Source organism: Streptomyces hydrogenans, assembly GCF_014656075.1.
Classification (GTDB): domain Bacteria; phylum Actinomycetota; class Actinomycetes; order Streptomycetales; family Streptomycetaceae; genus Streptomyces; species Streptomyces hydrogenans.
Genome location: NZ_BNBS01000002.1, coordinates 54,440 through 78,314 on the forward strand (window position 1 = coordinate 54,440; position 23,875 = coordinate 78,314).

General features: G+C 70.6%; 25 protein-coding genes. 12 read left to right on the forward strand and 13 right to left on the reverse strand.

What is annotated here, in order from left to right:
- Window positions 1–70: 70 nt before the first annotated feature.
- From IE321_RS01680 to IE321_RS01695, 4 genes are all read right to left on the reverse strand, one after another.
- Window positions 71–511, reverse strand: coding sequence for an SsgA family sporulation/cell division regulator (locus IE321_RS01680; protein ID WP_030493805.1), 441 nt, complete (start codon window positions 509–511; stop codon window positions 71–73).
- A 138-nt stretch (window positions 512–649) separates the two neighbouring features.
- The gene (locus IE321_RS01685; RefSeq protein WP_190221451.1) at window positions 650–1,414 is read right to left on the reverse strand and encodes an IclR family transcriptional regulator; all 765 of its coding nucleotides are present in this window, start codon (window positions 1,412–1,414) and stop codon (window positions 650–652) included.
- Window positions 1,415–1,711: 297 nt separating this feature from the next.
- Window positions 1,712–1,930 (reverse strand): DUF5326 family protein, encoded by a 219-nt coding sequence (locus IE321_RS01690; RefSeq protein WP_043222638.1) that lies wholly within the window; start codon window positions 1,928–1,930, stop codon window positions 1,712–1,714.
- A 177-nt stretch (window positions 1,931–2,107) separates the two neighbouring features.
- On the reverse strand, window positions 2,108–2,425 hold the full coding sequence (locus IE321_RS01695) for a cupin domain-containing protein (RefSeq protein WP_190221452.1): 318 nt from the start codon (window positions 2,423–2,425) through the stop codon (window positions 2,108–2,110).
- Window positions 2,426–2,475: 50 nt separating this feature from the next.
- Between IE321_RS01695 and IE321_RS01700 the strand changes: the two genes are divergently transcribed.
- The 4 genes from IE321_RS01700 to IE321_RS01715 all read left to right on the forward strand — a co-directional run bounded on the left by IE321_RS01700 (window position 2,476) and on the right by IE321_RS01715 (window position 5,148).
- Window positions 2,476–2,859, forward strand: a complete 384-nt coding sequence (locus IE321_RS01700) for a phage holin family protein (protein WP_190221453.1) — start codon at window positions 2,476–2,478, stop codon at window positions 2,857–2,859.
- A gap of 8 nt (window positions 2,860–2,867) precedes the next feature.
- Entirely contained in the window at window positions 2,868–3,386 is a 519-nt protein-coding gene (locus IE321_RS01705; RefSeq protein ID WP_190221454.1) for a low molecular weight protein-tyrosine-phosphatase, read from the forward strand.
- A gap of 4 nt (window positions 3,387–3,390) precedes the next feature.
- Complete coding sequence (locus IE321_RS01710) at window positions 3,391–4,554, forward strand: cystathionine gamma-lyase (protein WP_190221455.1); 1,164 nt, start codon at window positions 3,391–3,393, stop codon at window positions 4,552–4,554.
- Between the two features lie 114 nt (window positions 4,555–4,668).
- The gene (locus IE321_RS01715; RefSeq protein ID WP_043222657.1) at window positions 4,669–5,148 is read left to right on the forward strand and encodes an NUDIX domain-containing protein; all 480 of its coding nucleotides are present in this window, start codon (window positions 4,669–4,671) and stop codon (window positions 5,146–5,148) included.
- Here the strand turns inward: IE321_RS01715 and IE321_RS01720 are convergent.
- On the reverse strand, window positions 5,080–6,312 hold the full coding sequence (locus IE321_RS01720) for a globin domain-containing protein (RefSeq protein WP_190221456.1): 1,233 nt from the start codon (window positions 6,310–6,312) through the stop codon (window positions 5,080–5,082). The genes IE321_RS01715 and IE321_RS01720 overlap by 69 nt on opposite strands.
- A 201-nt stretch (window positions 6,313–6,513) precedes the next feature.
- Between IE321_RS01720 and IE321_RS01725 the strand changes: the two genes are divergently transcribed.
- From IE321_RS01725 to IE321_RS01735, 3 genes are all read left to right on the forward strand, one after another.
- Window positions 6,514–7,377, forward strand: coding sequence for a GNAT family N-acetyltransferase (locus tag IE321_RS01725; protein WP_190221457.1), 864 nt, complete (start codon window positions 6,514–6,516; stop codon window positions 7,375–7,377).
- A 143-nt stretch (window positions 7,378–7,520) separates the two neighbouring features.
- Entirely contained in the window at window positions 7,521–7,979 is a 459-nt protein-coding gene (locus IE321_RS01730) for a MarR family winged helix-turn-helix transcriptional regulator (protein ID WP_043222661.1), read from the forward strand.
- 29 nt (window positions 7,980–8,008) lie between these two features.
- Window positions 8,009–8,461, forward strand: coding sequence for a GNAT family N-acetyltransferase (locus IE321_RS01735; RefSeq protein ID WP_190221458.1), 453 nt, complete (start codon window positions 8,009–8,011; stop codon window positions 8,459–8,461).
- A gap of 64 nt (window positions 8,462–8,525) precedes the next feature.
- Here IE321_RS01735 and IE321_RS01740 read toward each other — a convergent pair whose 3' ends face one another.
- Together IE321_RS01740 and dnaB are read right to left on the reverse strand one after the other, a co-directional pair.
- A complete protein-coding gene (locus IE321_RS01740) occupies window positions 8,526–9,908 on the reverse strand; it encodes a serine hydrolase domain-containing protein (RefSeq protein WP_190221459.1) in 1,383 nt (460 codons plus the stop codon).
- 37 nt (window positions 9,909–9,945) lie between these two features.
- The gene (gene dnaB, locus IE321_RS01745) at window positions 9,946–11,451 is read right to left on the reverse strand and encodes a replicative DNA helicase (protein WP_190221460.1); all 1,506 of its coding nucleotides are present in this window, start codon (window positions 11,449–11,451) and stop codon (window positions 9,946–9,948) included.
- A 423-nt stretch (window positions 11,452–11,874) separates the two neighbouring features.
- Here dnaB and IE321_RS01750 point away from each other — a divergent pair, with 423 nt between their 5' ends.
- Entirely contained in the window at window positions 11,875–13,212 is a 1,338-nt protein-coding gene (locus IE321_RS01750; RefSeq protein ID WP_190221461.1) for an MATE family efflux transporter, read from the forward strand.
- Between the two features lie 172 nt (window positions 13,213–13,384).
- Here the strand turns inward: IE321_RS01750 and rplI are convergent, their stop codons facing one another.
- The 4 genes from rplI to rpsF form a co-directional block, all read right to left on the reverse strand.
- Entirely contained in the window at window positions 13,385–13,831 is a 447-nt protein-coding gene (gene rplI / locus IE321_RS01755; protein ID WP_030493790.1) for a 50S ribosomal protein L9, read from the reverse strand.
- 18 nt (window positions 13,832–13,849) lie between these two features.
- The gene (rpsR, locus tag IE321_RS01760; RefSeq protein ID WP_005315025.1) at window positions 13,850–14,086 is read right to left on the reverse strand and encodes a 30S ribosomal protein S18; all 237 of its coding nucleotides are present in this window, start codon (window positions 14,084–14,086) and stop codon (window positions 13,850–13,852) included.
- Between the two features lie 79 nt (window positions 14,087–14,165).
- Complete coding sequence (locus tag IE321_RS01765) at window positions 14,166–14,762, reverse strand: single-stranded DNA-binding protein (RefSeq protein WP_043222672.1); 597 nt, start codon at window positions 14,760–14,762, stop codon at window positions 14,166–14,168.
- 72 nt (window positions 14,763–14,834) lie between these two features.
- Window positions 14,835–15,125, reverse strand: a complete 291-nt coding sequence (rpsF, locus tag IE321_RS01770) for a 30S ribosomal protein S6 (protein ID WP_005482942.1) — start codon at window positions 15,123–15,125, stop codon at window positions 14,835–14,837.
- A gap of 298 nt (window positions 15,126–15,423) precedes the next feature.
- Between rpsF and IE321_RS01775 the strand changes: the two genes are divergently transcribed.
- The 3 genes from IE321_RS01775 to IE321_RS01785 all read left to right on the forward strand — a co-directional run bounded on the left by IE321_RS01775 (window position 15,424) and on the right by IE321_RS01785 (window position 18,103).
- Window positions 15,424–15,732 (forward strand): hypothetical protein, encoded by a 309-nt coding sequence (locus tag IE321_RS01775; RefSeq protein WP_043222675.1) that lies wholly within the window; start codon window positions 15,424–15,426, stop codon window positions 15,730–15,732.
- A gap of 122 nt (window positions 15,733–15,854) precedes the next feature.
- A complete protein-coding gene (locus IE321_RS01780) occupies window positions 15,855–16,973 on the forward strand; it encodes a lipid II:glycine glycyltransferase FemX (RefSeq protein WP_043222678.1) in 1,119 nt (372 codons plus the stop codon).
- 98 nt (window positions 16,974–17,071) lie between these two features.
- Window positions 17,072–18,103, forward strand: a complete 1,032-nt coding sequence (locus IE321_RS01785) for an alanine racemase (protein WP_043222681.1) — start codon at window positions 17,072–17,074, stop codon at window positions 18,101–18,103.
- Window positions 18,104–18,127: 24 nt separating this feature from the next.
- Here the strand turns inward: IE321_RS01785 and IE321_RS01790 are convergent, their stop codons facing one another.
- Complete coding sequence (locus IE321_RS01790) at window positions 18,128–19,753, reverse strand: glycosyltransferase family 87 protein (RefSeq protein WP_190221462.1); 1,626 nt, start codon at window positions 19,751–19,753, stop codon at window positions 18,128–18,130.
- Window positions 19,754–19,941: 188 nt separating this feature from the next.
- On the reverse strand, window positions 19,942–22,785 hold the full coding sequence (locus IE321_RS01795; RefSeq protein WP_190221463.1) for a transglycosylase domain-containing protein: 2,844 nt from the start codon (window positions 22,783–22,785) through the stop codon (window positions 19,942–19,944).
- Window positions 22,786–23,167: 382 nt separating this feature from the next.
- On the opposite strand from IE321_RS01795, the gene IE321_RS01800 reads away from it, so the two are divergent.
- Complete coding sequence (locus IE321_RS01800; RefSeq protein WP_190221464.1) at window positions 23,168–23,842, forward strand: PadR family transcriptional regulator; 675 nt, start codon at window positions 23,168–23,170, stop codon at window positions 23,840–23,842.
- Window positions 23,843–23,875 lie beyond the last annotated feature (33 nt).

Here is a 23,875-nt window from a genome sequence, read left to right on the forward strand (position 1 = left end):
GGGAGACGTGCCCGGTCGGCGGCCGTACGGAACGGTGCGCCTCGGGTCGGACGTACGGAGCGGGCGCGGGTCAGGCCGGGCCGGCGCTCTCCTCGGCGAGGATCCGGCCGAGCGCGGCCTCCAGGCTGTCCTCGAAGTCGCCGAGTGTCTGTTCCTGACCGAGCGGGACGAGCTTGTCCGTGCGGTCGAGGAAGGCGACGAGCGGCGGGGCGCTGGCGCGGAAGAGGGCACGGTCGCCGCCCACCTGAAGGCGGATGGACACGTCCGACAGGCCCTCGGGGTCGGTCGGGGCGATGTGGACGTCGCCGTCACCGCTCGGGCGGTTGATCCCGTCGAGCAGCAGCTCTCTGCCGAACGCCCAGGTCACGGGCGCGTCTCCGGGAAGGTGAAAGGTCATCCGCACCGCGTAGGGATCCCGGGTCTCGTATCGCAGTTCGACTGGGATCTTGAAGGAGAGCTCCTCGGAGACGAGGAAGCTCATCAGGACCTCGGCCTGAACCGACTCTCGCATCATGTACCCCGCAGTAGATGGAGCAGTTGTGTAAACACAGCTGCTGAAAGCTGTGACCGAAACGGCCAGGAATGATCCCCCGTGGCCCTCTTGACGCAATCGTGCTGTACGCGCTAGCGGATCACAAGGAGTGATTTTTCAGATACTGATAGAGAAGGCGAACGAACTGAAGAGGCTTCCGATCTCCGTACGTAGCCGCTCGACTGCTGGGAGCAACCGTTCTTCCTGGTGAAGGGGGAGGGAAATGGCCAGAGTGGCCGCCGTGGAACCCGCTGTGATGGGGATGGCGGCACAAACCGTGCCGAGCGCATATTCCTGACGCTCCACCAGGGCCTCCATTCGCCCCAAACCGCCCAAACGCTCCAAAAGCATCCGCCGGTTACGCACCGTGTACGGAGTGATGGCTTCCACCGGGTGGCGATCGAGGTGGTCTTGACGAGATTTCAGATCCAGTTGACTGAGCAGACACTGCCCGATCGCATGGGCGTGGCCGGTCTCGCGGAAATCGGCCCACTCCTCCACCGCGGGGGAGTTGGGGGTGTCCGCCACGGAGACCAGTTCGATCTCGCCGTCGCGGTAGAGCGCGAAGTAGACCGGCACACCGATCTCGTCCCGCCAGCGGGCAAGGGAGTCCTCGATCTTGATGCGACGATTCTGCACAGCCCCGCCGCCGGCCAGCCTGGCGGCTGCCTCCCCGAGATAGAAGGCACCCTTGTCGCGGAGCAGATAGCCCTCGTGCGTCAGGGTGCGGAGGAGGTGGTACGTCGTGGGGAGCGGAAGGCCCGTCTCCCGGGCGAGCTGCTTGGCGGGGGCGCCGTCCTCGTGGGAGGCCACGGCCTCCAGAAGTCTCAGCGCCCGCTGCACCGAGCCGATCAGGGTCGGCGCAGCTGTCTGCGTAGCCATGGCCAAAGGTCACCCCCAGGCGTGACAACGGGTGCATGACTGCACCCGCTCGCGGGGGCCGCCCCCGCGCGCCCGCCGGGCCTGGGACCTGGTACACCGATGGGGTCCGATGGACGGACCCCTCAAGGGACGAGCGGGGAACCGCTGGTCTGCCGGAGATCTACGCCCGTAGCCCCCGACTCGGCGGAGATCTGTCACTGTAGTGGCTCGTCCTCGCCCCCCACCCTGTTTACACCAGCGCGTTCCCTCTGCCGGGCTAACGCCCGACAGAGGCCGAATACCGATGAGTAGCTTGTGCTACCAGTCGCGGTCGGACTTCGACGGGGAGCCGAACTTCCGTACGGCGTAGATGAGTCCGGCCACCAGCGCGACGAAGAGCAGCACCTTGAACAGCAGGCCGACGACGAACGTCAGGACGCTGGTGATGGCTCCGCCGAAGACGAGCAGGACGAGGGCGGGTATGGCGATCCACTTCACCCACCACGGCAGCCCCGCGAGAATCTCCTGTACGGCCATGGCTCTCTCCTTCACTCACGAAGCCCCGTCCGGAACCCTTCGTCCCCGACACCTCAAGGCTAGGCGGGGCACCCGTCCCGGCGGGGCCTCAGGGGCCCGGGCTCTCCCCTGATCCGACCCTTAGGGGAACCAGGGGGTCCGCCCCCGAGACCCGGGGGAGAGCACGCGCGTGACCGGTCACGCCTCCGGCGGGGAGAACACCACCAGGACCCGCAGGTCCTCGCTGATGTGGTGGAAGCGGTGCGGCACGCCGGCCGGCACGTAGACCACGCTGCCCCGCGCCACCTGCGTCGTCTCCTCCCCGACGGTGATCGCCGCCCGCCCGGACACCACGAAGTACACCTCGTCCTGGCCGTGCGGCGACTGCGGGTCCAGCGCGCCCGCGTCGAGCGCGTACAGCCCCACCGACATGTTCCGTTCGCGCAGGAACTGCAGGTACGCCCCGTCGTTGGCGAGGCGCTCCGCCTCGAGATCGTCCAGCCGGAATGCCTTCACTGCCGTTCGCCCCTGCCCTTTGCCCGATCGTCTCTGCCACGATCAGACACATGAAGAATTTCGTAGTCAAGACGCTCGCCAACGCGGGCGCCCTGGGAGTCGCCATCTGGTGGTTCGAAGGCATCACCCTGACCGGCACCGACGAGATCACCGGGGAGGCCGTCGGCACCCTGCTGCTCGTCGCGCTCGTCTTCGGCCTCGTCAACTTCCTGGTCAAGCCGATCGTGAAACTGCTGACGCTGCCCCTCTTCATCCTGACCCTCGGCCTGATCACCCTGGTGGTCAACGCCCTGATGCTGCTGCTCACCTCGTGGCTGGCCGGCCAGTTCGACCTCAGCTTCCACGTGGACGGCTTCTGGACGGCCGTGGGCGGCGGTCTGGTCATCTCCGTCGTCTCCTGGGCGCTCAACATCCTGCTCCCCGACGGCGACTGAGCGATCCCATGACCTACCGCGTCTGCTTCGTCTGCACCGGCAACATCTGCCGCTCCCCGATGGCCGAGCACGTCTTCCGCGCGCGCGTGGAGGAGGCCGGCCTCGGCGGAGCGGTCGAAGTGGACAGCGCGGGCACCGGCGGCTGGCACGAGGGCGACGGGGCGGACCCCCGCACCGTCGCCGTCCTGGAGGAGCACGGCTACACCTCCGCCCACACCGCCCGGCAGTTCCGCGCCTCCTGGTTCCCCGCCCTCGATCTGGTGATCGCGCTCGACGAGGGCCACGTCCGGGAACTCCGCCGCCTCGCCCGTACCCCCGACGAGGCGGCGAAGATCCGGCTGCTCCGCTCGTACGACCGCGCCGCCGGGGACGCGCTCGACGTCCCCGACCCCTACTACGGCGGACACGAGGGCTTCGAGGAATGCCTGGAGATGACCGAGGCCGCGAGCGGGGGACTCCTCGCCGCGGTCAGAGCCGGGCTCCGGGCCCGCACATCGGGGGACGAGATCGAGGAAAGGACCCCGTAAGACCGTGAGCCCTCAGGAACAGCGCCACCCCGCGGGAGGTCCCGGCGACGGGACCCTCGCCGTCCGGGCCGGACTGCCCGAGCCCGTGAAGCACGAACCGACCCTGCCGGGGCCGGTCTTCGCCGCCCACTTCCACCTGCCGGGCGAGCCCACCGGCCCCTACACCTACGGTCGCGACGAGAACCCGACCTGGACCCATCTGGAACGGGCCCTCAGCACCCTGGAGGCGCCCGCCGAGACCGGGGTCGAGACCGTGGTCTTCGCCTCGGGCATGGCGGCGATCTCCGCCGTGCTGCTCTCCCAGCTCTCCGCCGGCGACGCCGTCGTCGTACCGAGCGACGGCTACCAGGCCCTGCCGCTCCTCCACGAACAGCTGCGCGCGTACGGGATCGAGGTGCGCTCCGCCCCCACCGGCGGCGACTCCCAGCTCGACGTGCTCGACGGCGCCCGGCTGTTGTGGATCGAGACCCCCTCCAACCCCGGGCTCGACGTCTGCGACATCCGCCGGCTGGTCGGCGAGGCACACGCCCGCGGGGCGCTCGTCGCCGTGGACAACACCCTCGCCACCCCGCTCGGCCAGCGGCCGCTGGAGCTGGGCGCGGACTTCTCGGTGGCCAGCGACACCAAGGGCATGACCGGCCACGGCGACATCCTGCTCGGCCACGTCAGCTGCCGCGACCCGCTGCGGGCCGCGGAGGTACGGCGCTGGCGCAAGATCGTCGGCGCGATCCCCGGGCCCATGGAGGCATGGCTCGCCCACCGCTCGCTGGCCACCCTCCAGTTGCGGATCGACCGCCAGTGCGCCACCGCCCTGGAGCTCGCCCGGGTCCTCGCCGACCACCCCGACGTGACCGGGCTGCGCCACCCCGGGCTCCCGGACGACCCCTCGCACGCGATCGCCTCGCGGCAGATGCGGCGCTTCGGCTCGGTGATCTCCTTCGAGCTCGCCGACCGCGCCCGGGCCGAACGCTTCCTGGACGAACTGCGCCTGGTCGACGACGCCACCAGCTTCGGCGGGGTGCGCTCCTCGGCGGAGCGGCGCGGGCGCTGGGGCGGGGACGCCGTCCCGGAGGGCTTCGTCCGCTTCTCGGTCGGCGCGGAGGACCCGGAGGACCTGATCGCCGACGTGCTGCGGGCCCTCGACGCCTCCCGGAAGGCGGCCGGCTAGCAGCCGGACCGGCGCGGACCCGGAGCCGACCCGTCGCGCCCGCGCGGCGGGCCGGTTCCGGACCGCGGGGGAGCGGTGCGTTTCAGCCGGGCGGGAACGGGCCATTTTCTTCCCATGACCGAACGGCCCGTGGTCAAGCGCACCGCACGCGCCATCCTGCTCGACGGAAACGACCTCATCCTCATCAAGCGCACCAAACCGGGGGTGGATCCCTACTGGCTGACGCCCGGCGGCGGCGTCGAGCCCTCCGACTCCACCGTCGTCGAGGCCCTGCACCGCGAGGTGCACGAGGAACTCGGCGCCAAGATCGTCGACGTGGTCCCCTGCTTCGTCGACACCGTCGAGCACATCGTCGACGGCGGGGTCTCCGGCGTGAAGGTCCAGCACTTCTTCGTCTGCCGGCTGGAGTCGATGGACCCGGGGCTGCGCCACGGCCCGGAGATCGAAGAACCGGTCGGCGAGTACGAGATCGTCCGAGTGCCCTTCAGCCGCGTCGGCATCGCCGCCGTCCACCTGGTGCCGCTCTCACTGCGCCACTACCTCGACGGCAACATCGAAGGCGTCCGCGCCATGCACGCCCCCGACCTCGGCTGACCCGGCCCCCACCGCGGCGAGTTCCGCCAGGAAGTCGTGGCGGATCCGCTCGGAGGGGACGCCCGAGCCCCGGAGCACGTCCACGCCCTGCCGGACCATGCCGAGCGGCCCCGAGAGATAGGCGTCCCGCCCGGTCCAGGGACCCGCCTCCCGGACCGCCTCCGGCAGCGGGCCCTGCGCCTCGGTGACGGCGTGGACGGCCAGCCACGGGAAGGTCTTCTGGAGCCGCAGCAGGGTGTCCATGTCGTAGAGGTCGTGACCGCTGCGGGCGCCGTAGAACACGTCGACCTGCCGGCGGTCGCCGTGCTCGGCGACGTCCTCCACCAGCGCCTTGATCGGGGCGATGCCCGTGCCGCCGCCCAGGCAGAGCAGCCCGGTGTCGGTGGCATGGTCGACCGTCATGGAGCCGGCCGGCGGTCCCAGCCGCAGCACGTCCCCGGGCCGGGCCCGGTGGACCAGCGCGTGGGAGACCCAGCCGGCCGGGACGGCCTTGACGTGGAGGGTGAGCAGTCCGTCGGGGCGGGGAGCCGAGGCGAAGGAGTAGTGCCGCCAGACCCGCGGCCACCACGGCGTCTCCAAGGTCGTGAACTGCCCGGCGAGGAAGGGGTAGGGCGCGTCCGTCCGGAGCGTGAGCACGGCGATGTCGGGGGTCCGCAGATCGTGCGAGACCACCTCCGCCTGCCACCAGGCGGGGACCTTCGCCTCGTCCTCGGCGGCCGCGTCGATCATGATCTGCGAGATCGCCGTGTACGCCCGGACCCAGGCCGCCTCGGTCTCCGTGTCCCAGCTCCGCTCCGCGTACCGGGTGAGCGCCCCGATCAGGGCCTCGCCGACCGCCGGGTAGTGGGCCGCCTCGACGCCGTACTTCCGGTGCCCCCGGCCGAGATGGCCCAGGTACTCGCCGAGGAAGGCGGCGTCGTCCATCCGCTCGGCGACCGTGAGCAGCGCCTTGAGCAGGCGGTCCCGCTGGGCGTCCATCGCGGCGGGGAACAGCTCCCGCAGGGCCGGGGTCCGGACGAAGAGCAGGGCGTAGAAGTACGAGGTCACCTTGTCGGCGACCGGGGCGATCTCCTCGAGGGTGCGGCGGACGAGCACCGCATCGGGGGAGGGCTCTGATATTCGGGGCCCCGTCCCGCCCGTCGTGCTGGTCGGACCATCCATCATGTGCCTCGCCTCACGCAGCCGGCTTCCGTGCTCGCAGCATGGCGGCTGCCCGCCAGGCTCCGGGCGGAAAGCGGCGTTCTCGGGCCAAAGGGCCGGGTTGCGGACTAGGCTCCACTCTTTCGGCGCGGGCGGGCGTTTCACGTGAAACATCACCCGAAAACCCCTGGACGGACGATCACCGCTTCGGAGAGCCTGGCCGTCATGCCGATCTCCCCCACCGCCCTCGCCCAGCTCCCCGTCCGGCGCCTCGACGCCACCGACCTCCTGGCCTGCGCCGACCTCTCCGAGAACCGCGGCTGGCTCCGCGAGGAGCACAAGTGGGGCCTGCTGCTCACCGCGGGCACCGGCTACGGCATCGACGACCCGGACGGCGAGGGACTGCTCGCCTGCTGTGTGGTCACCTCGTACGGCTCCGAGCTCGCGGCCATCGGCATGGTGCTCGTCGCCGAGCGCTACGCCCGCCAGGGGGTGGGGCGCCGACTGATGCGCCACGTCCTGGACGAGGCCGGACAGACCCCGCTGACCCTCTACGCCACGCCGAACGGGCAGCCGCTGTACGAAGGGCTCGGCTTCACCGAGATCGGCCGCTCCGCGATGGTGAAGGGCCGCTTCTCCGCCACCGTGCCCGCCCCGCCGGTCACGGTCCGCCCGGCCACCGCCGACGACCTCCAGGAGATCCTCCGGCTCGACCAGGACATCTTCGGGCTCGACCGCACCCCTCTCCTCACCCGGCTCCCGGCCTTCGCCGACCATCTGCGGGTCGCCGTCGACGACGGCGCGATCACCGGCTTCGCCGCCGCCTGGCCCAACATGGACACCCATGTCGTCGGCCCGCTGATCGCCCGCGACGCCGCCACCGCCCAGGCGCTGGTGGCCTCGCTGGCGGCCGTCACGGACCGCCCGCTCCGCACCGACGTCGACCTGCGTCACGCCGGACTGCTGAGCTGGCTGGAGGAGAACGGCCTGGCCCCGATCATGACCAACGCGATGATGGTCCGCTCCCTCCCCGACCTCCCCGGCGACTCGGCCCGGCGCTTCGCCCCCCTGACCGTCGCGGCGGGCTGAGCCTCACCGGGCCTCCGGAACGGACCGGGGGAAGCCCTGGAAGACGGGAAACGGGCCGCAATACTTGCAGACGCGCACTATTGCGGCCCATCGTCTACCCTGGATCCCGAGCAGCCCACCGACGAGGAGAGGGACGAAAGACCATGACCGCGACGGATCCCGCCCTCACCGCACTCGCCCAGCGCTGGTGCGCCCTCTCCCTGCTGCACGGCCGGATCGAGTCGCACATCGAGCGCGCCCTGGAATCCGGTCACGGCCTGAGCGCCCGCGAGTACTCGCTCCTCGACGTCCTCAGCCGGCAGCACGACGGCCCCGGCGGACACCTCCAGATGAAGCAGGTCGCCGACGCCGTGGTGCTCAGCCAGAGCGCCACCACCCGTCTGGTCACGCGCCTGGAGGACCGGGGTCTGCTCACCCGCTACCTCTGCGCGACCGACCGGCGCGGCATCTACACCGACGTCACCGAGGCCGGCCAGAAGCTCCTCGCCGAGGCCCGCCCCACCAACGACCGCGCCCTGCGCGAGGCGCTGGACGAGGCCGGCAAGAACCCCGAGCTGGCACCCCTGGTGCGGGTCCTCGAAGGCGAGACCGTCACCGTCTGACGGCAGGCCCACGCCGTACGCTGCGGGGCATGAGCGATCTTGAGATCCGTCCCGCCACCGTCGACGACGTGCCCGCGATCATCGCGATGCTCGCCGACGACCCGCTCGGCGCCCAGCGGGAGTCCCCCGACCACCTGGAGCCGTACCTCACCGCCTTCGCGCGGCTCGCGGGAGACCCCCATCAGCACCTCGTCGTCGCCACCCGGGCGGAGCGGGTCGTCGGCACCCTCCAGCTGACGATCGTCCCCGGGCTCTCCCGGCGCGGCGCCACCCGCTCGATCATCGAGGGGGTGCGGATCCACGCCGACGAGCGCGGCAGCGGTCTGGGGACCCGGCTCATCGAGTGGGCCGTCGAGGAGTCCCGGCGCCTGGAGTGCGTCCTGGTCCAGCTGACCTCCGACGCCACCCGCGTCGACGCCCACCGCTTCTACGAGCGGCTCGGCTTCGAGGCCAGCCACGTGGGGTTCAAGCGGGCCCTCTGACACCGCCGTGGCGCGGGGACGCTGTTTCACGTGAAACAGCCTCCCCGCGCCACGACTCAGCAGGTCACAGCCCGCGCCAGCCCTTCTCGTCCACGCCGCCCGGCACCGCGTCCCCCGGCTCGTACGGCTCCCGGGTGAAGACGAAGGAGCCGAGGTCGAGGTGGCTCACGCCGCCGTCCGGCCGCCGCACCACGCGCAGGGTCTCCCCCGCGTAGTAGCCGTCCAGACCGATCCAGCCGCCCTCCGGCAGCGCCTTGAAGCGGGCGCGCCGGCCGGCCCCCCGCAGCGGTTCCAGGACCACCCCGCGCTCCGCGCCGAGCCGCAGCCCGAAGGCGTACGTCCCCCAGTACCAGGGGCCGGTCAGCGCCAGGAGCTCCTGGTCGACCTCGGACTCGGGCAGCGGCCGCCACGGCTCGGGGAGGCGCGGCTCGGCCTCGGCCACGATCCGTACGAGGTCGGTCGCCACGACCCCGGTCATCGGGCCGCTCGTCGCGTTGGCCAGGGCCACGCCCACCAGGCCCTCCTCGACGTCCACCCAGAGTCCGGCGACGAAGCCGGGCAGCGAGCCGCCGTGCCCGACGAGCGCGCCGCCCTCCTTCTGCGCGAGCTGGAGGCCGAGGCCGTACCCCATCAACGGGTCCCCGACGGCGGGCGGACCGACGGGCACCCGCATCTCGGCGACGGAGGCGGCGCGGAGCACGCTGTCGTCGCCCTCGATGAGGAAACCACCGAAGCGGCAGAGGTCGGCGGCGGTCGACCACAGCCGGCCGGCCGCGCCCATCACGCCCAGGTCCTCGGTGGGTTCGGGGAGCATCACGTCGGCCCAGGGGTGCACCGCCCAGCCCCCGGCGTGCGGGGCGACCGGCTCCCCCGTCGTCCGGTCCATGCCGAGCGGCTCCAGGATCTCGGTGCGCAGCGCCTCCTCCCAGGAGACCCCGCGCACCGCCTCGACGAGCGCGCCGAGCAGGGTGTAACCCGGGTTGGAGTAGTGGAAGCTGCGACCCGCCGGGTGGAGGACGGGCGTCTCCCCCAGGACGTCGGCGAGCTCGGGCCGCGTCGCGCCGGGCGTCCGCTCCCACCAGGGCGAGGGCGTCTCCGCCGCGAGCCCCGCCGTGTGGCCGAGCAGCTGGGCGACGGTGACCTCACCGACCCCGGTACCCGGCAGGTGCTTCTCCAGCGGGTCGTCGAGACCGAGCAGCCCCTCGTCCCGGAGCCGCAGGACGAGCACGGCGGTGAACACCTTGGTGATCGAACCGATCCGGTACTGGGTGTCGGCGTCCGGGGCGTGCCCGTCGACGCAGCTGCGGGAACCGCTCCAGACCATGGCTCCCCCACGGGCCACGGCGCCCACGAACGAGGGCGCGCGGCCCTCGCTCTGGGCGCGGGCCACGCGGTGCAGCAGGGAACGCTCGGTGGTGGGCAGCAGGGCTTCGAAGGCTGTGGTCATGCGACCGATCATGCCCCGGCGCCCCGCCCCGGCACGATCAGGTTTGTGCCATGTCCACGAAGCGCGAGTAGTGGCCCTGAAAGGCGACGGTGATGGTGGCCGTCGGGCCGTTACGGTGCTTGCCGACGATGATGTCGGCCTCGCCGGCGCGCGGGGACTCCTTCTCGTAGGCGTCCTCGCGGTGGAGCAGGATGACCATGTCGGCGTCCTGCTCGATCGAGCCGGACTCTCGGAGGTCGGAGACCATCGGCTTCTTGTCGGTGCGCTGCTCGGGACCACGGTTCAGCTGCGAGAGCGCGATCACCGGGAGCTCCAGCTCCTTGGCGAGGAGCTTGAGGTTTCGCGACATGTCGGAGACCTCCTGCTGGCGGCTCTCCTGCCGCTTGGAGCCGCCGGACTGCATCAGCTGGAGGTAGTCGATGATGACCAGCTTCAGGCCGTTGCGCTGCTTGAGCCGACGGCACTTCGCGCGGATCTCCATCATCGACAGGTTCGGGGAGTCGTCGATGTAGAGCGGGGCCTGGGAGACGTCCGGCATGCGGCGGGCGAGCCGGGTCCAGTCCTCGTCGGTCATCGTGCCGGAGCGCATGTGGTGCAGCGCGACCCGGGCCTCCGCCGACAACAGGCGCATCGCGATCTCGTTGCGGCCCATTTCGAGGGAGAAGATGACGCTGGGCAGGTTGTTCTTGATCGACGCGGCCCGGGCGAAGTCCAGGGCGAGGGTGGACTTACCCATGGCGGGACGGGCCGCGATGATGATCATCTGGCCGGGGTGGAGTCCGTTGGTGAGCGAGTCGAGGTCGCTGAAGCCCGTGGGCACACCGGTCATCTCGCCACTGCGGGAGCCGATCGCCTCGATCTCGTCGAGCGCGCCCTCCATGATGTCACCGAGCGGCAGGTAGTCCTCGGTGGTCCGCTGCTCGGTGACCTTGTAGATCTCCGCCTGGGCCGAGTTCACGATCTCGTCGACGTCGCCGTCCGCCGCGTAGCCCATCTGCGTGATCTTGGTGCCGGCCTCGACGAGCCGGCGCAGCACGGCCCGCTCGTGGACGATCTCCGCGTAGTACGAGGCGTTCGCCGCGGTCGGCACCGACTGGACGAGGGTGTGCAGGTAGGAGGCGCCGCCGACGCGGTTGATCTCGCCGCGTTTGGTGAGCTCGGCGCCGACGGTGATGGGGTCGGCGGGCTCGCCCTTGGCATAGAGGTCGAGGATCGCGCCGTAGACGGTCTCGTGCGCGGGCTTGTAGAAGTCGTGGCCCTTGATGATCTCCACGACGTCGGCGATGGCGTCCTTGGAGAGGAGCATGCCGCCGAGCACGGACTGTTCGGCGTCCAGGTCCTGCGGGGGGACCCGCTCGAAGCCGGAGAGTCCGCCGTCCCACGGGCCGTCGCTGCCGCGCTCGTGCTGCTCGTCGCGGCCCCGGCCGCGCCCGCGGCCCTCACCGCGGCCCTCGCCGCGCCCTTCGTTCCGGGTGCGGACGGGCAGCCGGTCGCTCGGTCCGCCGTCCGCCCAAGGGTCGTCCATGGGCTCGGGAACGCTCACCCGCCACCTCTTCCCGTCCGCTCAGCGGACCTCGCCGCGCCACTCCTTCTTACGCCACGGCCTTGATCAAAGAGTGGCTTTGCGTCCGGTTCTGGCGCGTCGGGCGCCGGTCCACGGTAGGCCCGCGAAGGGCATCAGCCAATCTGGTTATCCACAGGCCCTGTGGGTGAAGCCCCAGATGCTGTGGATAAGCCACCGGATCCTGTGCACGGACCGGGGGACAGCCATGTGGACAAACTCATAGACCCCCTCGATTTACGGCCCTGACCTGCGGGTTTTCCATCCACGGGCTGTGGGGGAGAAAAACTTTTCCCCTGGAACCGTGATCAGAACAAACAGCCCACACCCGAAGCCCCGATCCCCTCGAAAGTAAGGATCACTGATGCATTGCATCTCTTACCTGTGGACGATTACATTGACCTCATGACCCAGGCCCCCACGAGCACCAAGGCCACACCGCGCCGGCACGACCGCGAGATCCTCTCCCTCGCCCTGCCGGCCTTCGGCGCCCTCGTCGCCGAACCGCTCTTCCTCATGGTGGACAGTGCCATCGTGGGGCACCTCGGCACCCCCCAGCTCGCGGGCCTCGCCATCGCCGGCGCACTGCTCTCCACCGCGGTCAGCGTCTTCGTCTTCCTCGCCTACGCCACCACGGCCGCCGTCGCGCGGCGGGTCGGCTCGGGCGATCTGCCCGCCGCTCTGCGGCAGGGCATCGACGGCATCTGGCTGGCCCTCCTCCTGGGCATCGCCGTCGTCGCGGCCACCCTGCCCACGGCCCCCTGGCTGGTCGAGGTCTTCGGCGCCTCCGACACCGCCGCGCCCTACGCCACCACGTATCTACGGGTCTCCCTCCTGGGCATCCCCGCGATGCTGATCGTCCTGGCCGCCACCGGCGTCCTGCGCGGCCTCCAGGACACCCGTACCCCGCTCTACGTGGCCGTCGGCGGCTTCGCGGTCAACGGCGCGCTCAACGTCGGACTGGTCTACGGCGCCGGGCTCGGCATCGCGGGCTCCGCCTGGGGCACCGTCATCGCCCAGTGCGGCATGGCCGCCGCGTACCTGGTCGTGGTCGTCCGCGGCGCCCGTCGCCACGGGGCCTCGCTCCGGCCCGACGCGGCCGGCATCCGGGCCTGCGCCCAGGCGGGCGCCCCGCTCCTGATCCGTACGCTCTCGCTGCGCGCCGTCCTGATGATCGCCACCGCCGTCGCCGCCCGCCTGGGCGACACCGAGGTCGCGGCCCACCAGATCATCCTCTCCCTGTGGAGCCTGATGGCCTTCGCCCTGGACGCCATCGCCATCGCCGGCCAGGCCATCATCGGCCGCTACCTGGGTGCCGACGACGCCGAGGGCGCCCGCCAGGTCTGCCGCCGGATGGTCCAGTGGGGCGTGGTCTCCGGCGTGGTCCTCGGGCTGCTGCTCGTCCTGGCCCGTCCGCTCTTCATCCCGCTCTTCACCGGCGACCCGGCCGTCCAGTCCACCCTGCTGCCCGCCCTGCTCGTCGTGGCGCTCTCCCAGCCGATCTCCGGAGTCGTGTTCGTCCTCGACGGCGTCCTGATGGGAGCGGGCGACGGCCCCTACCTCGCCTGGGCGATGCTTCTCACCCTGGCGGTCTTCGCACCCGTCGCGCTGCTCGTGCCGGTGCTCGGCGGCGGGCTGACCGCCCTCTGGTGGGCGATGACGCTGATGATGGCGGTACGGATGGGCACGCTCTGGTTCCGCATGCGCTCCGGCCGCTGGATCGTCACGGGCGCCACCCGCTGACCGGCGCTCCCTGACCGGAGCCCGCCGACCCGAGCCCGTCGACCGAGGCGGTGTTTCACGTGAAACGCGGCAAAGCACGCCAAGCGAAAGTTTCACGTGAAACGGCGGAAGGGCCGCCCCCAAGGGGAGCGGCCCTTCCTTCTGCGCGAGCGCAGAACTGCTGAGAGCAGCGTTACGCGGCAACGACCTCGATGCCGAGCTTCGCGGCGACCTCGGGGTGCAGACGCACGAGCACCTGGTGCGAGCCCAGGGTCTTGATCGGCGAACCGAGCTCGACGCGACGCTTGTCGACCTCGGGGCCACCGGCGGACTTGATCGCCGTGGCGACGTCGGCCGGGGTCACGGAGCCGAAGAGACGGCCGGCGTCGCCGGAGCGAACGGCCAGGCGCACCTTCGTGCCCTCGAGCTTGGCCTTGACCTCGTTGGCCTGCTCGATGGTCGCGATCTCGTGGATCTTGCGGGCGCGGCGGATCTGCGCCACGTCCTTCTCGCCACCCTTGGTCCAGCGGATCGCGAAACCACGCGGGACCAGGTAGTTGCGAGCGTAGCCGTCCTTGACCTCGACGACGTCGCCGGCCGCACCGAGGCCGGAGACTTCCTGGGTGAGGATGATCTTCATTTTTCGGTCACCCTTCCCTTATCGCGCGGTGGACGTGTAGGGCAGCAGCGCCATCTCACGGCTGTTCTTGACGGCCGTGGCGACGTCACGCTGGTGCTGCGTGCAGTTGCCGGTCACGCGGCGGGCACGGATCTTGCCGCGGTCGGAAATGAACTTCCGCAGCATGTTCGTGTCCTTGTAGTCCACGTAAGCGGTCTTGTCCTTGCAGAACGCGCAGACCTTCTTCTTAGGCTTGCGCACAGGCGGCTTCGCCATGGTGTTTCTCCTGTGTGATCAAGAAGTGTGGGGTACGAGCCACTTCCCGGGCCTCTTCCGGAGAACCGGAAGGGGATCCCTAGAAGGGGGGCTCGTCCGAGTAGCCGCCGCCGGAGTTGCCACCCCAGCCGCCGCCACCGCCGCCGGCCTGCTGGCCGCCGGAGGAGGAGCCGCCGGAGGCCCAGGGGTCGTCGGAGGGAGCTCCGCCGCCGCCCTGCTGGCCGCCGCCGGAGTTGCCACCCCAGCCGCCGCCACCCTGCTGGCCGCCACCGCCGCCGCCGAAGCCGCCGCCACCACCCTGCCCACCGCGGCCGGTGGTCTTGGTGACCTTGGCCGTGGCGTTGCGGAGGCTGGGACCGACCTCTTCGACGTCCAGCTCGAAGACCGTGCGCTTGACGCCCTGGTTGTCCTCGTAGGACCGCTGCTTGAGCCGGCCCTGCACGACGACGCGCATGCCGCGCGTGAGGGACTCGGCGACGTTCTCCGCCGCCTGACGCCAGACCGAGCAGGTCAGGAACAGGCTCTCGCCGTCCTTCCACTCATTGGTCTGACGGTCGAAGGTGCGGGGAGTGGACGCGACGCGGAACTTCGCGACCGCCGCACCGGACGGGGTGAAGCGCAGCTCGGGGTCGTCGACGAGATTGCCGACGACCGTGATGACGGTCTCGCCTGCCATGGGTGAACCTCTCGGCGGGATTGCTTCTGGCTGCTTGCTGCTACTCGGACCCGATTACCTCTGAGCGGAAGCTCAGTGGGTCTCGGGGCGGAGGACCTTGGTCCGGAGGACCGACTCGTTCAGGTTCATCTGGCGGTCGAGCTCCTTGACGACCGCAGGCTCGGCCTGCAGGTCGATGACCGAGTAGATGCCCTCGGGCTTCTTCTTGATCTCGTACGAGAGACGACGACGGCCCCAGGTGTCGACCTTCTCGACCTTTCCGTTGCCCTCACGGACGACGGAGAGGAAGTTCTCGATCAGGGGGGCGACAGCGCGCTCCTCCAGATCGGGGTCGAGGATGACCATCACCTCGTAGTGACGCATGTGGAACCCACCTCCTTTGGACTCAGCGGCCACGGTCGTTCCGTGGCAGGAGGGTCGTGATGCGTGAGCGACGGTATCGGCCACCACTGACAACGAGCCCCGACGAGCGGGGTGTGTCGACGGCCCTGGAGAACCAGGTCCTGGAGTAACCAGGGCAGACACCGGCGCAGACCGTACAGAGTACCCGCACATCGCCTTGCGGTTGAAATCCGCCGGGGAGGGGACGCAATCTGTACACATCGGACGTCGGCGGCGCTAGGATGCGCCGCCCTCCGCACGGCACGCCAGGAGGTGCCCCATGGCACAGGCAATGCGACCCGACCCCGGCCACTCCCTCTTCGCCACCGACGGCAAGCCGCACCCGCTCCAGGACACCCTGCTCGCGGTGACCCTGGCGCTGGGCGTCCTGTCCTTCGTCACGGCGCAGTTCCACAACCTGCACCTGCTCAGCTCGTGGTCGGGGCTGATCGGCATCCTGACCGGGGCCTACGGACAGTTCATCTCCGTCACCACCCGGGAACGCTTCTTCCTGATCATCGGCCTCGGCGCCTCGGCCGTGGGCTTCTACCTCGGCATGGCTCACGGAGGGCTCTTCGGGGGCGTCTGAGCCGACGCCTGGCACGTCAGGGCCCACGTGGCCCTTCGGGGCGCTCCCCGGTCACAGTAGGCTTCGGCGCGAGAGCCGGAGCCCCTGACCGATGGGGACACACCTGCCGAGGAGCGCCCCGCATGAGCCTGACCCTGAGGACCATCAGCCGAGAGCAGCATCTGGCGTACATCCAGACCCTGCCCGGCGCGAGCCACTGCCAGGTCCCGGCGTGGGCGGACGTGAAGACCGAGTGGCGCTCGGAGAACCTCGGCTGGTTCGACAAGGCCGGTGAGCTCGTCGGCGTCGGTCTGGTGCTCTACCGCCAGCTCCCCAAGCTCAAGCGCTACCTGGCCTACCTCCCCGAGGGTCCGGTCATCAACTGGCACGCCCCCAACCTCGACGAGTGGCTCCAGCCGATGCTGGCCCACCTCAAGCAGCAGGGCGCCTTCTCCGTGAAGATGGGCCCGCCGGTCGTCATCCGCCGCTGGGACGCGGCCGCGATCAAGTCCGGCATCCAGGACCCGGACGTGAAGCGCCTCAAGGACGTCCAGGCCACCGAGGTCGTGCCGCAGGCCTTCGAGGTGGCCGACCGGCTGCGCAGGATGGGCTGGCAGCAGGCCGAGGACGGCGGCGCCGGCTTCGGCGACGTCCAGCCCCGCTACGTCTTCCAGGTCCCGCTGGCCAACCGCTCCCTCGACGACGTCCTCAAGGGCTTCAACCAGCTGTGGCGCCGCAACATCAAGAAGGCCGAGAAGGCCGGCGTCGAGGTCGTCCAGGGCGGCTACGAGGACCTCGCCGAGTGGCAGCGCCTGTACGAGATCACCGCGGTCCGCGACAAGTTCCGGCCGCGCCCGCTCTCGTACTTCCAGCGCATGTGGACCGTCCTCAACAACGAGGACCCCAACCGGATGCGGCTCTACTTCGCCCGCCACAACGGCGTGAACCTCTCCGCGGCGACCATGCTCGTCGTCGGCGGGCACGTCTGGTACTCGTACGGCGCCTCCGACAACATCGGCCGCGAGGTCCGGCCCTCCAACGCCATGCAGTGGCGGATGCTCCGCGACGCGTACGCGATGGGCGCGACCGTCTACGACCTGCGCGGCATCTCGGACTCGCTCGACGAGACCGACCACCTCTTCGGCCTCATCCAGTTCAAGGTCGGCACCGGCGGCGAGGCCGTCGAGTACGTCGGCGAGTGGGACTTCCCACTGAACAAGCTCCTGCACAAGGCGCTGGACATCTACATGTCGCGCCGCTGACGCCCCGCGCGAGGCTTGCGTAACCTCGTAGTCGCACGAGTCTCGTACACACCTGCGAAACCCCCCACCGCAGCCATCAGAAAGGTTCCGGGCCGGCCATGGCGCTCTCCCTCTACGTCGACACCGCTCGCTGGCGGGCGCACCAGAAGACCGTGATCGACCAGTTCCCCGGGCTGATCCCGGTCTGCAAGGGCAACGGCTACGGCTTCGGCCACGAGCGGCTCGCCGAGGAGGCGGCCCGCTTCGGCGCCGACATGCTCGCGGTGGGCACCACGTACGAGGCCGCGAGGATCAAGGACTGGTTCGGCGGCGACCTGCTGGTCCTCACCCCGTTCCGGCGGGGCGAGGAGCCGGTGCCGCTGCCCGACCGGGTCATCCGTTCGGTCTCCTCCGTCGACGGCGTGCACGCCCTGGTCGGCGCCCGCGTCGTCGTCGAGGTGATGAGCTCGATGAAGCGGCACGGCGTCCGCGAGGAGGAGCTCGGGCTGCTGGCGTCCGCGATCGAGGACGTGCGCCTGGAGGGCTTCGCCCTGCACCTGCCGCTGGACCGCCCGGACGGCACGGACGCCGTCGAGGAGGTCATCGCCTGGATGGACCGGCTGCGCGCCGCCCGCCTGCCGCTGCACACCATGTTCGTGAGCCACCTGCGGGCCGAGGAGCAGGCCCGGCTCCAGCAGCAGTTCCCGCAGACCCGCTTCCGTGCCCGGATCGGCACCCGGCTCTGGCTGGGCGACCACGAGGCCACCGAGTACCGCGGTTCGGTCCTCGACGTCACCCGGGTCGCCAAGGGCGACCGCTTCGGCTACCGCCAGCAGAAGGCCGCCTCGGACGGCTGGCTGGTCGTCGTCGCCGGCGGCACCTCGCACGGCGTGGGCCTGGAGGCGCCGAAGGCGATGCACGGCGTGATGCCGCGCGCCAAGGGTGTGGCCCGGGCCGGCCTGGCCACGGTCAACCGGAACCTGTCGCCGTTCGTCTGGGCGGGCAAGCAGCGCTGGTTCGCCGAGCCGCCGCACATGCAGGTGTCGATCCTGTTCGTGCCGGCCGACGCCCAGGAGCCGCAGGTCGGCGACGAGCTGGTCGCGCACCTGCGGCACACCACGACGCAGTTCGACCGGCTCGTGGAGCGCTGAGCCGGTCGTCGCGCCGTCGGGACCTCACCCCCGGGAGCCCTCGGCCCCGGGGGTTCCCCATGTCACGAGGAGTTCCTGCTCGCCGGTCTCGGGCGCGGGGGCCGCGTGCCGCGCCGGCCGGGCCGCCCGGCCCACCACGAACACGTCCCGCGCGCCGTCCAGGACACCGCCCGAGGGGTCGTCCGAGCCGTCCTTGCGGACCGGGTCCTTCTCGGGCGCCAGGATGTCCCGGACGACCACGGCGCACAGGTACAGCGTGCCCAGCAGGTGCAGCACGATCGCGAAGTGGTAGCCGTCCAGCGGGAGTCCCTGCTTGCTGCCGCTGCCGGTGAACGCGAGGTACATCCAGATCCCGAGGTAGTACAGGACCTCGCAGCACTGCCAGATGAGGAAGTCGCGCCAGCGCGGCCGGGCGAGCGCGGCGAGCGGCACCAGCCACAGCACGTACTGCGGCGAGTAGACCTTGTTGGTGAGCACGAACGCGGCGACCATCAGGAACGCCAGCTGTGCCAGCCGGGGCCTGCGGGGCGCGGCGAAGGCCAGCCAGGCGAGCCCGCCCGCGGCCAGCAGCAGGAGCAGCAGCGCGTACAGGTTGGCCCGCTCGGGCGGGATCGTCTGGCCGCCGCGCTGGCTGACGAGGAGCCAGACCGAGCCGAAGTCCACGTTCCGGTCGCGGCTGAAGAGGTAGAACTGCTTCCAGCCCTCGGGCGCGAGGAGCATCACCGGCAGGTTGACGACGAGCCAGGAGCCCGCCGCGCCGAGCAGCGCGGTGCCGAAGGCGCGCATCCTCCCGGCCCGTCGGCAGAGCAGCAGCAGCGGCCACAGCAGCAGCACCGGGTAGAACTTGGCGGCGACGGCGAGGCCGAGCAGGATGCCGGCGGCGAGCGGCCGCGAGCGGGACCACATCAGGATCGCGGCGGCGGTGAGGGAGACGGCCAGCAGGTCCCAGTTGATGGTGGCGGTGAGGGCCACGGAGGGCGCCAGGGCGACCAGCAGGCCGTCCCAGGGCCGTCGGCGGTGCGTCCGGGCCACACAGACGGCGAGGACGGCCGCGCAGACCATCAGCAGGCCGGCGTTGACGAGCCAGTACGCCTGGCCCTGCTCCTGGAGCGAGCCGTCGGGCGTCAGCCAGGCGGCGACCTCCATGAAGAGCCCCGTCAGGACGGGGTACTCCAGGAACGGTATGTCGCCGGCGAGCCGGTCGAAGTAGGGCACCAGGCCCTCGGAGAAGCCGCGCCCGGCGAAGAGGTGCGGGATGTCCGAGTAGCAGGCGTGGGTGTACTGGGAGGTGGTGCCGCGGAACCAGGCCCAGTTGTAGCAGGGCAGCTTCTGCACCATGCCGAGGGCGAACATGCCGATGGCGACGAGGGCGATCACCCGCACCGGGGTGAACTGCCCGCCCGCGGGTCCGCTGCCGGGCAGGGCGCGGCGGCCGTAGCGCCCGCCGATGAGCTCGCTGCCCGCGGCGGCCACCTCGTCCCGCCGGGTGGGGGCGACGACCGGAGCGGCGGCGGGGAGCGTGTCCCCACGCGTTCCGTCCGACGCCGGGGACCCGTCGGCCGGGGACCCGTGGGGCGCGGCCCCGGCGGCCCCGGACCGGTCACCCTCGGGACCGTCGAGGGGGCCGTTGGTCTTCTTCAGGCTCGGCATGGGGGACATCCTGCCGTACGCCCCTGGGAATCCGGCCGCGGCCGGGACGGAAACCGGCGCCCGGGGCCTCGTGTTTCACGTGAAACGCGGAGGGCCGCCGCGGTCCGCTCCGTACGTGCTGTACGGAGCGGCCGCGACGGCCCTCACGGCGCCGGGGTCCCGCCCTCGCGGGTCGGGCCCCGGCCACCTCAGTCGAAGAGGTTGCCGCTTCCGGTGGATCCGTCGGTCGGCTCGCCGCCGTTGCCACCGTTGTTGTTGCCGTTCCCCGGGCCGCCCGGGGCCGTCGTGGTCGGCGGTGGGGACGTGTTCGTGTCCGTCGGCGTGGGATCGGTCGGCTGGCCGGTGTTGCCGCCGTCGCCACCGCCCGTGCTGTCGCAGTTCCAGTCCCAGATGTTGCAGGTGGTCTTGCCGGGCTTCGGCTCCTTGGTGGTCGGACGGCCGCCGTCGGTGGGCGTCGCCGGGGGAGTCGTCGTCGGGGCGGTGGTGGCCGTCTCGGTCGGCGTCGCCGTCTCGGTCGGCGTCGGGGTGGCCGTCGGGCTCGGCGTGGCGCCACCGCCGAAGACGCCCTTGGCGTCCGCCAGCTTCTCCGGCTTCGGGAACTTCTCGACGGGCAGGTCCGCGACGGCGTCCGTCATGTAGTCGTTCCAGATGCGGGACGGGAAGGACGAACCGTGGATCGCGTCCTGGCCACCCGTTCCGTACATCTCCAGGAACTCGCGGCCTTCCTTGGTCTCGTCGTCGTCGAAGCGGTACATGTCGATCGCCGTCGAGAGCTGCGGGGTGTAGCCGACGAACCAGGCCGACATGTTGTCGTCGGTGGTACCCGTCTTGCCGGCCACGTCGCGGCCGGGGATGGCCGCGTTCTTGCCGGTGCCGTCCTTGTCCTCGACGACGCTGCGGAGCACGTCGGTGACGTTGGAGGAGATGGCCGAGGAGAACGCCTGCTTGGAGGCGGCCTCGTGCTTGAAGATGACCTTGCCGCCCTTGACCACCTTGGTGACCGAGTAGGGCTCGTTGCGCACGCCCTCGTTGGCGAAGGTGGAGTAGGCGCCGGCCATGCGGATCGCGCTCGGGCTGGAGATGCCGAGGGAGAAGGACGGGACCTCGCCCTTCACCAGGGAGTCGGGGCGCAGACCGGCGGCGACGGCCGCTTCACGCACCTTGTCGATGCCGACGTCCATGCCCAGCTGCACGAAGGGGGAGTTGGCGGAGACGATCATCGCGCGACGCAGGCTGATGTTGCCGTAGCTCTGGTCGCCCTCGTTGTTCTGCTTCCACTCCTCCCCCTTCTCGTTGTGCCAGATGTCGCCCTTGTAGGTACGGACCTTGAGGTCGTCCTTGCCGGAGTAGCGGCTCTTGTCGGGGTCGACGAGGGTGCGCGTGGAGGGACCCTGCTCCGCGGGGCCGTCCGGGTCCCTGACACCGTCCTGCATCGCGGCGGCGAGCACGAAGGGCTTGAAGGTCGAGCCGACCTGGGCGCCGGTGGTGTCGGCGTTGTTGGTGTAGTGCTTGGTGGCGTCCTGGCCGCCGTAGAGCGCGACGATGGCGCCGGACTCGACGTCGATGGAGGCGCCGCCGAACTCGACGTGGGTGTCGTCCTTCGGACGCTTCTTCTCGTCGATGTACTCGTCGTAGATCTTCTTGACCGACTCGGACATCGCGTTCACCTTCTTCTTGTCGAAGGTGGTGTGGATCTCGTAGCCGCCGAGGTTCAGGGCCTCTTCGCTGATGTCGTACTTGCTGCGGAAGTTGGCCTTCGCGGTGGCGACCAGGTAGCCGATCTGGCCACCGAGCTGCGCGTCCTGCTTCGGCTTCTGGATCTTCGGCAGGGTCTTGTACTTCGCCCGCTCCGCCGCCGGGATCTTCCCGTCCTTGACCATCTCGTCGAGGATCCAGGACCAGCGGATGGTGAGCCGCTCCAGGTTCTTCTGGGGCGTGGCGTTCGGGTCGACCTCGGGGTAGCCGGCCGGGTCGAAGTACGTGGCGCCCTTCAGCACGGAGGCGAGGACGGCCGACTCGGAGGCGTTGAGGTCCTTGGCGTCCTTGTCGAAGTACGCGCGGGCGGCGGCCTGGATGCCGTAGGCGTTGCGGCCGTAGTAGGCGGTGTTGAGGTAGCCCGCCATGATCTCGGGCTTCTCGACCTCGTTGCCGACCTTGATGGAGATGAAGAGTTCCTTCACCTTCCGGGACAGGGACTGCGTCTGGTCGTTGAGCAGGCCGTTCTTCACGTACTGCTGGGTGATGGTCGAGCCGCCCTGGGTCTCGCCGCCCTTCGCCATGTTCCACACGGCGCGGCCGATGCCCATGGGGTCGACGCCCCAGTCGGTGCGGAAGGTCTTGTTCTCGGCCGAGATGACGGCTTCCTGCATGACCATCGGGATCTGCTCGATGCCGATGATCTGGCGGTTCTGGCCGGCGCCGGTCGCGACCATGCGCGAGCCGTCTTTCCAGTAATAGATGTTGTTCTGGGACGTCGCCGCGTCGGCCACGTTCGGGATGGTCACCTTCGAGTACGCGATGACCGAGCCGCCCATGATGAGCGCGAAGAAGACCAGGAACGTGCCCGTGACGAGCTTCCACGACGGCATCCAGCGGCGCCAGCCGTGCTTGCCGAACCGCGGGTAGTCGATCAGGCGCTTCTTGCCGGGCGGCGGACCGCCCGGGCCGCCACCGCGGCCGACGCCGCCTCCTCCGCCGCGCCGGCCGGCGCCGCCCGGGCCGTTCGGTCCGCCGGGACCGGCCGCGGGCGCGCGGCGGCGACCGCCCCGCTGGGCGGCCCGCCGGGCCTCCGCACGGCCGCCGTACGGACGTGACTCCTCCTCGTGGGAGGAGGGGGACCCGTACGAACCGGACGACCCGTACGCATCGGAGGACCCGTAAGGGGCCGGCGATCCGTACGGAGGCGTCCCCGTACCGGGGTCATGGGCAGGGGCCGACCTGCGGCCGGCCGGCTGCTGGGCGGCGCGTCGTGCCGCCGCGCGGCCGCCCGTCGGCGGCTCCTGCGACGGCATCCTGCGACGGTGCTCGCTCATCGAACGACTACTCCTCGGGCAGGCGCGTACGCCTGGAAGCGGCAGTTGAGTTCCGGTCCCCCCGAAATGCGTACGACCGGAGCCCATCGGAGGCCCCTTTCGTATCGCAGCCGGTCACCCGCTGCACTGACGCCCCAGCGCGGCTCCTGGTTCCCGGTGGTGTGCATGCCGCACAGACTACGCACGGCCAAAACCCCTCTTGCGCCGGAGTTCACCCCAAATCAGGCAAGTCGCACGCTGTGAATTGACGATGTGACGCCGGTCACGGCACCCCCACTTGTCGGACCTCTCGGGCCGTTCTATCGTGCTGATGTATCGAGTCGATACATCAGCACGGCATAAAGGTTTCCCAGGGCGGACCGCGAGACGGAGGAGGCGACACATGAGCAGACGCTCCGGCATCCTCGAGTTCGCCGTTCTCGGCCTGCTGCGCGAAGCCCCCATGCACGGCTACGAGCTGCGCAAGCGCCTCAACACCTCGCTCGGCATCTTCCGCGCGTTCAGCTACGGGACGCTCTACCCCTGCCTCAAGACGCTGGTCGCCAGCGGCTGGTTGATCGAGGAACCGGGCAGCGCCCCCGAGGAGGCCCTCGCCTCGTCACTCGCAGGACGCCGGGCCAAGATCGTCTATCGGTTGACGCCGGAAGGTAAGGAGCACTTCGAGGAGCTCCTCTCCCACACCGGCCCCGATGCCTGGGAGGACGAGCACTTCGCCGCCCGCTTCGCGTTCTTCGGCCAGACCGAGCGCGAGGTGCGGATGCGGGTGCTCGAAGGCCGCCGCAGCCGGCTGGAGGAGCGCCTGGAGAAGATGCGCGCCTCGCTGGCCCGGACGCGCGAGCGACTCGACGACTACACGCTTGAGCTCCAGCGCCACGGAATGGAGTCCGTGGAGCGCGAAGTGCGCTGGCTGAACGAGCTCATCGAGAGCGAGCGGGCGGGCCGCGACCAGCGGCCCGACACCGACGCTCCGCACGACAACGATTCTGGAGAGACGGGCGGCCTGCCCCGGCACGGGGGCAGTACCCGGCCGGATCCGTCCGACGACACCGCCAAGTGAAACCCTGCGCCAGCAGGGCTTCCACGATCACAC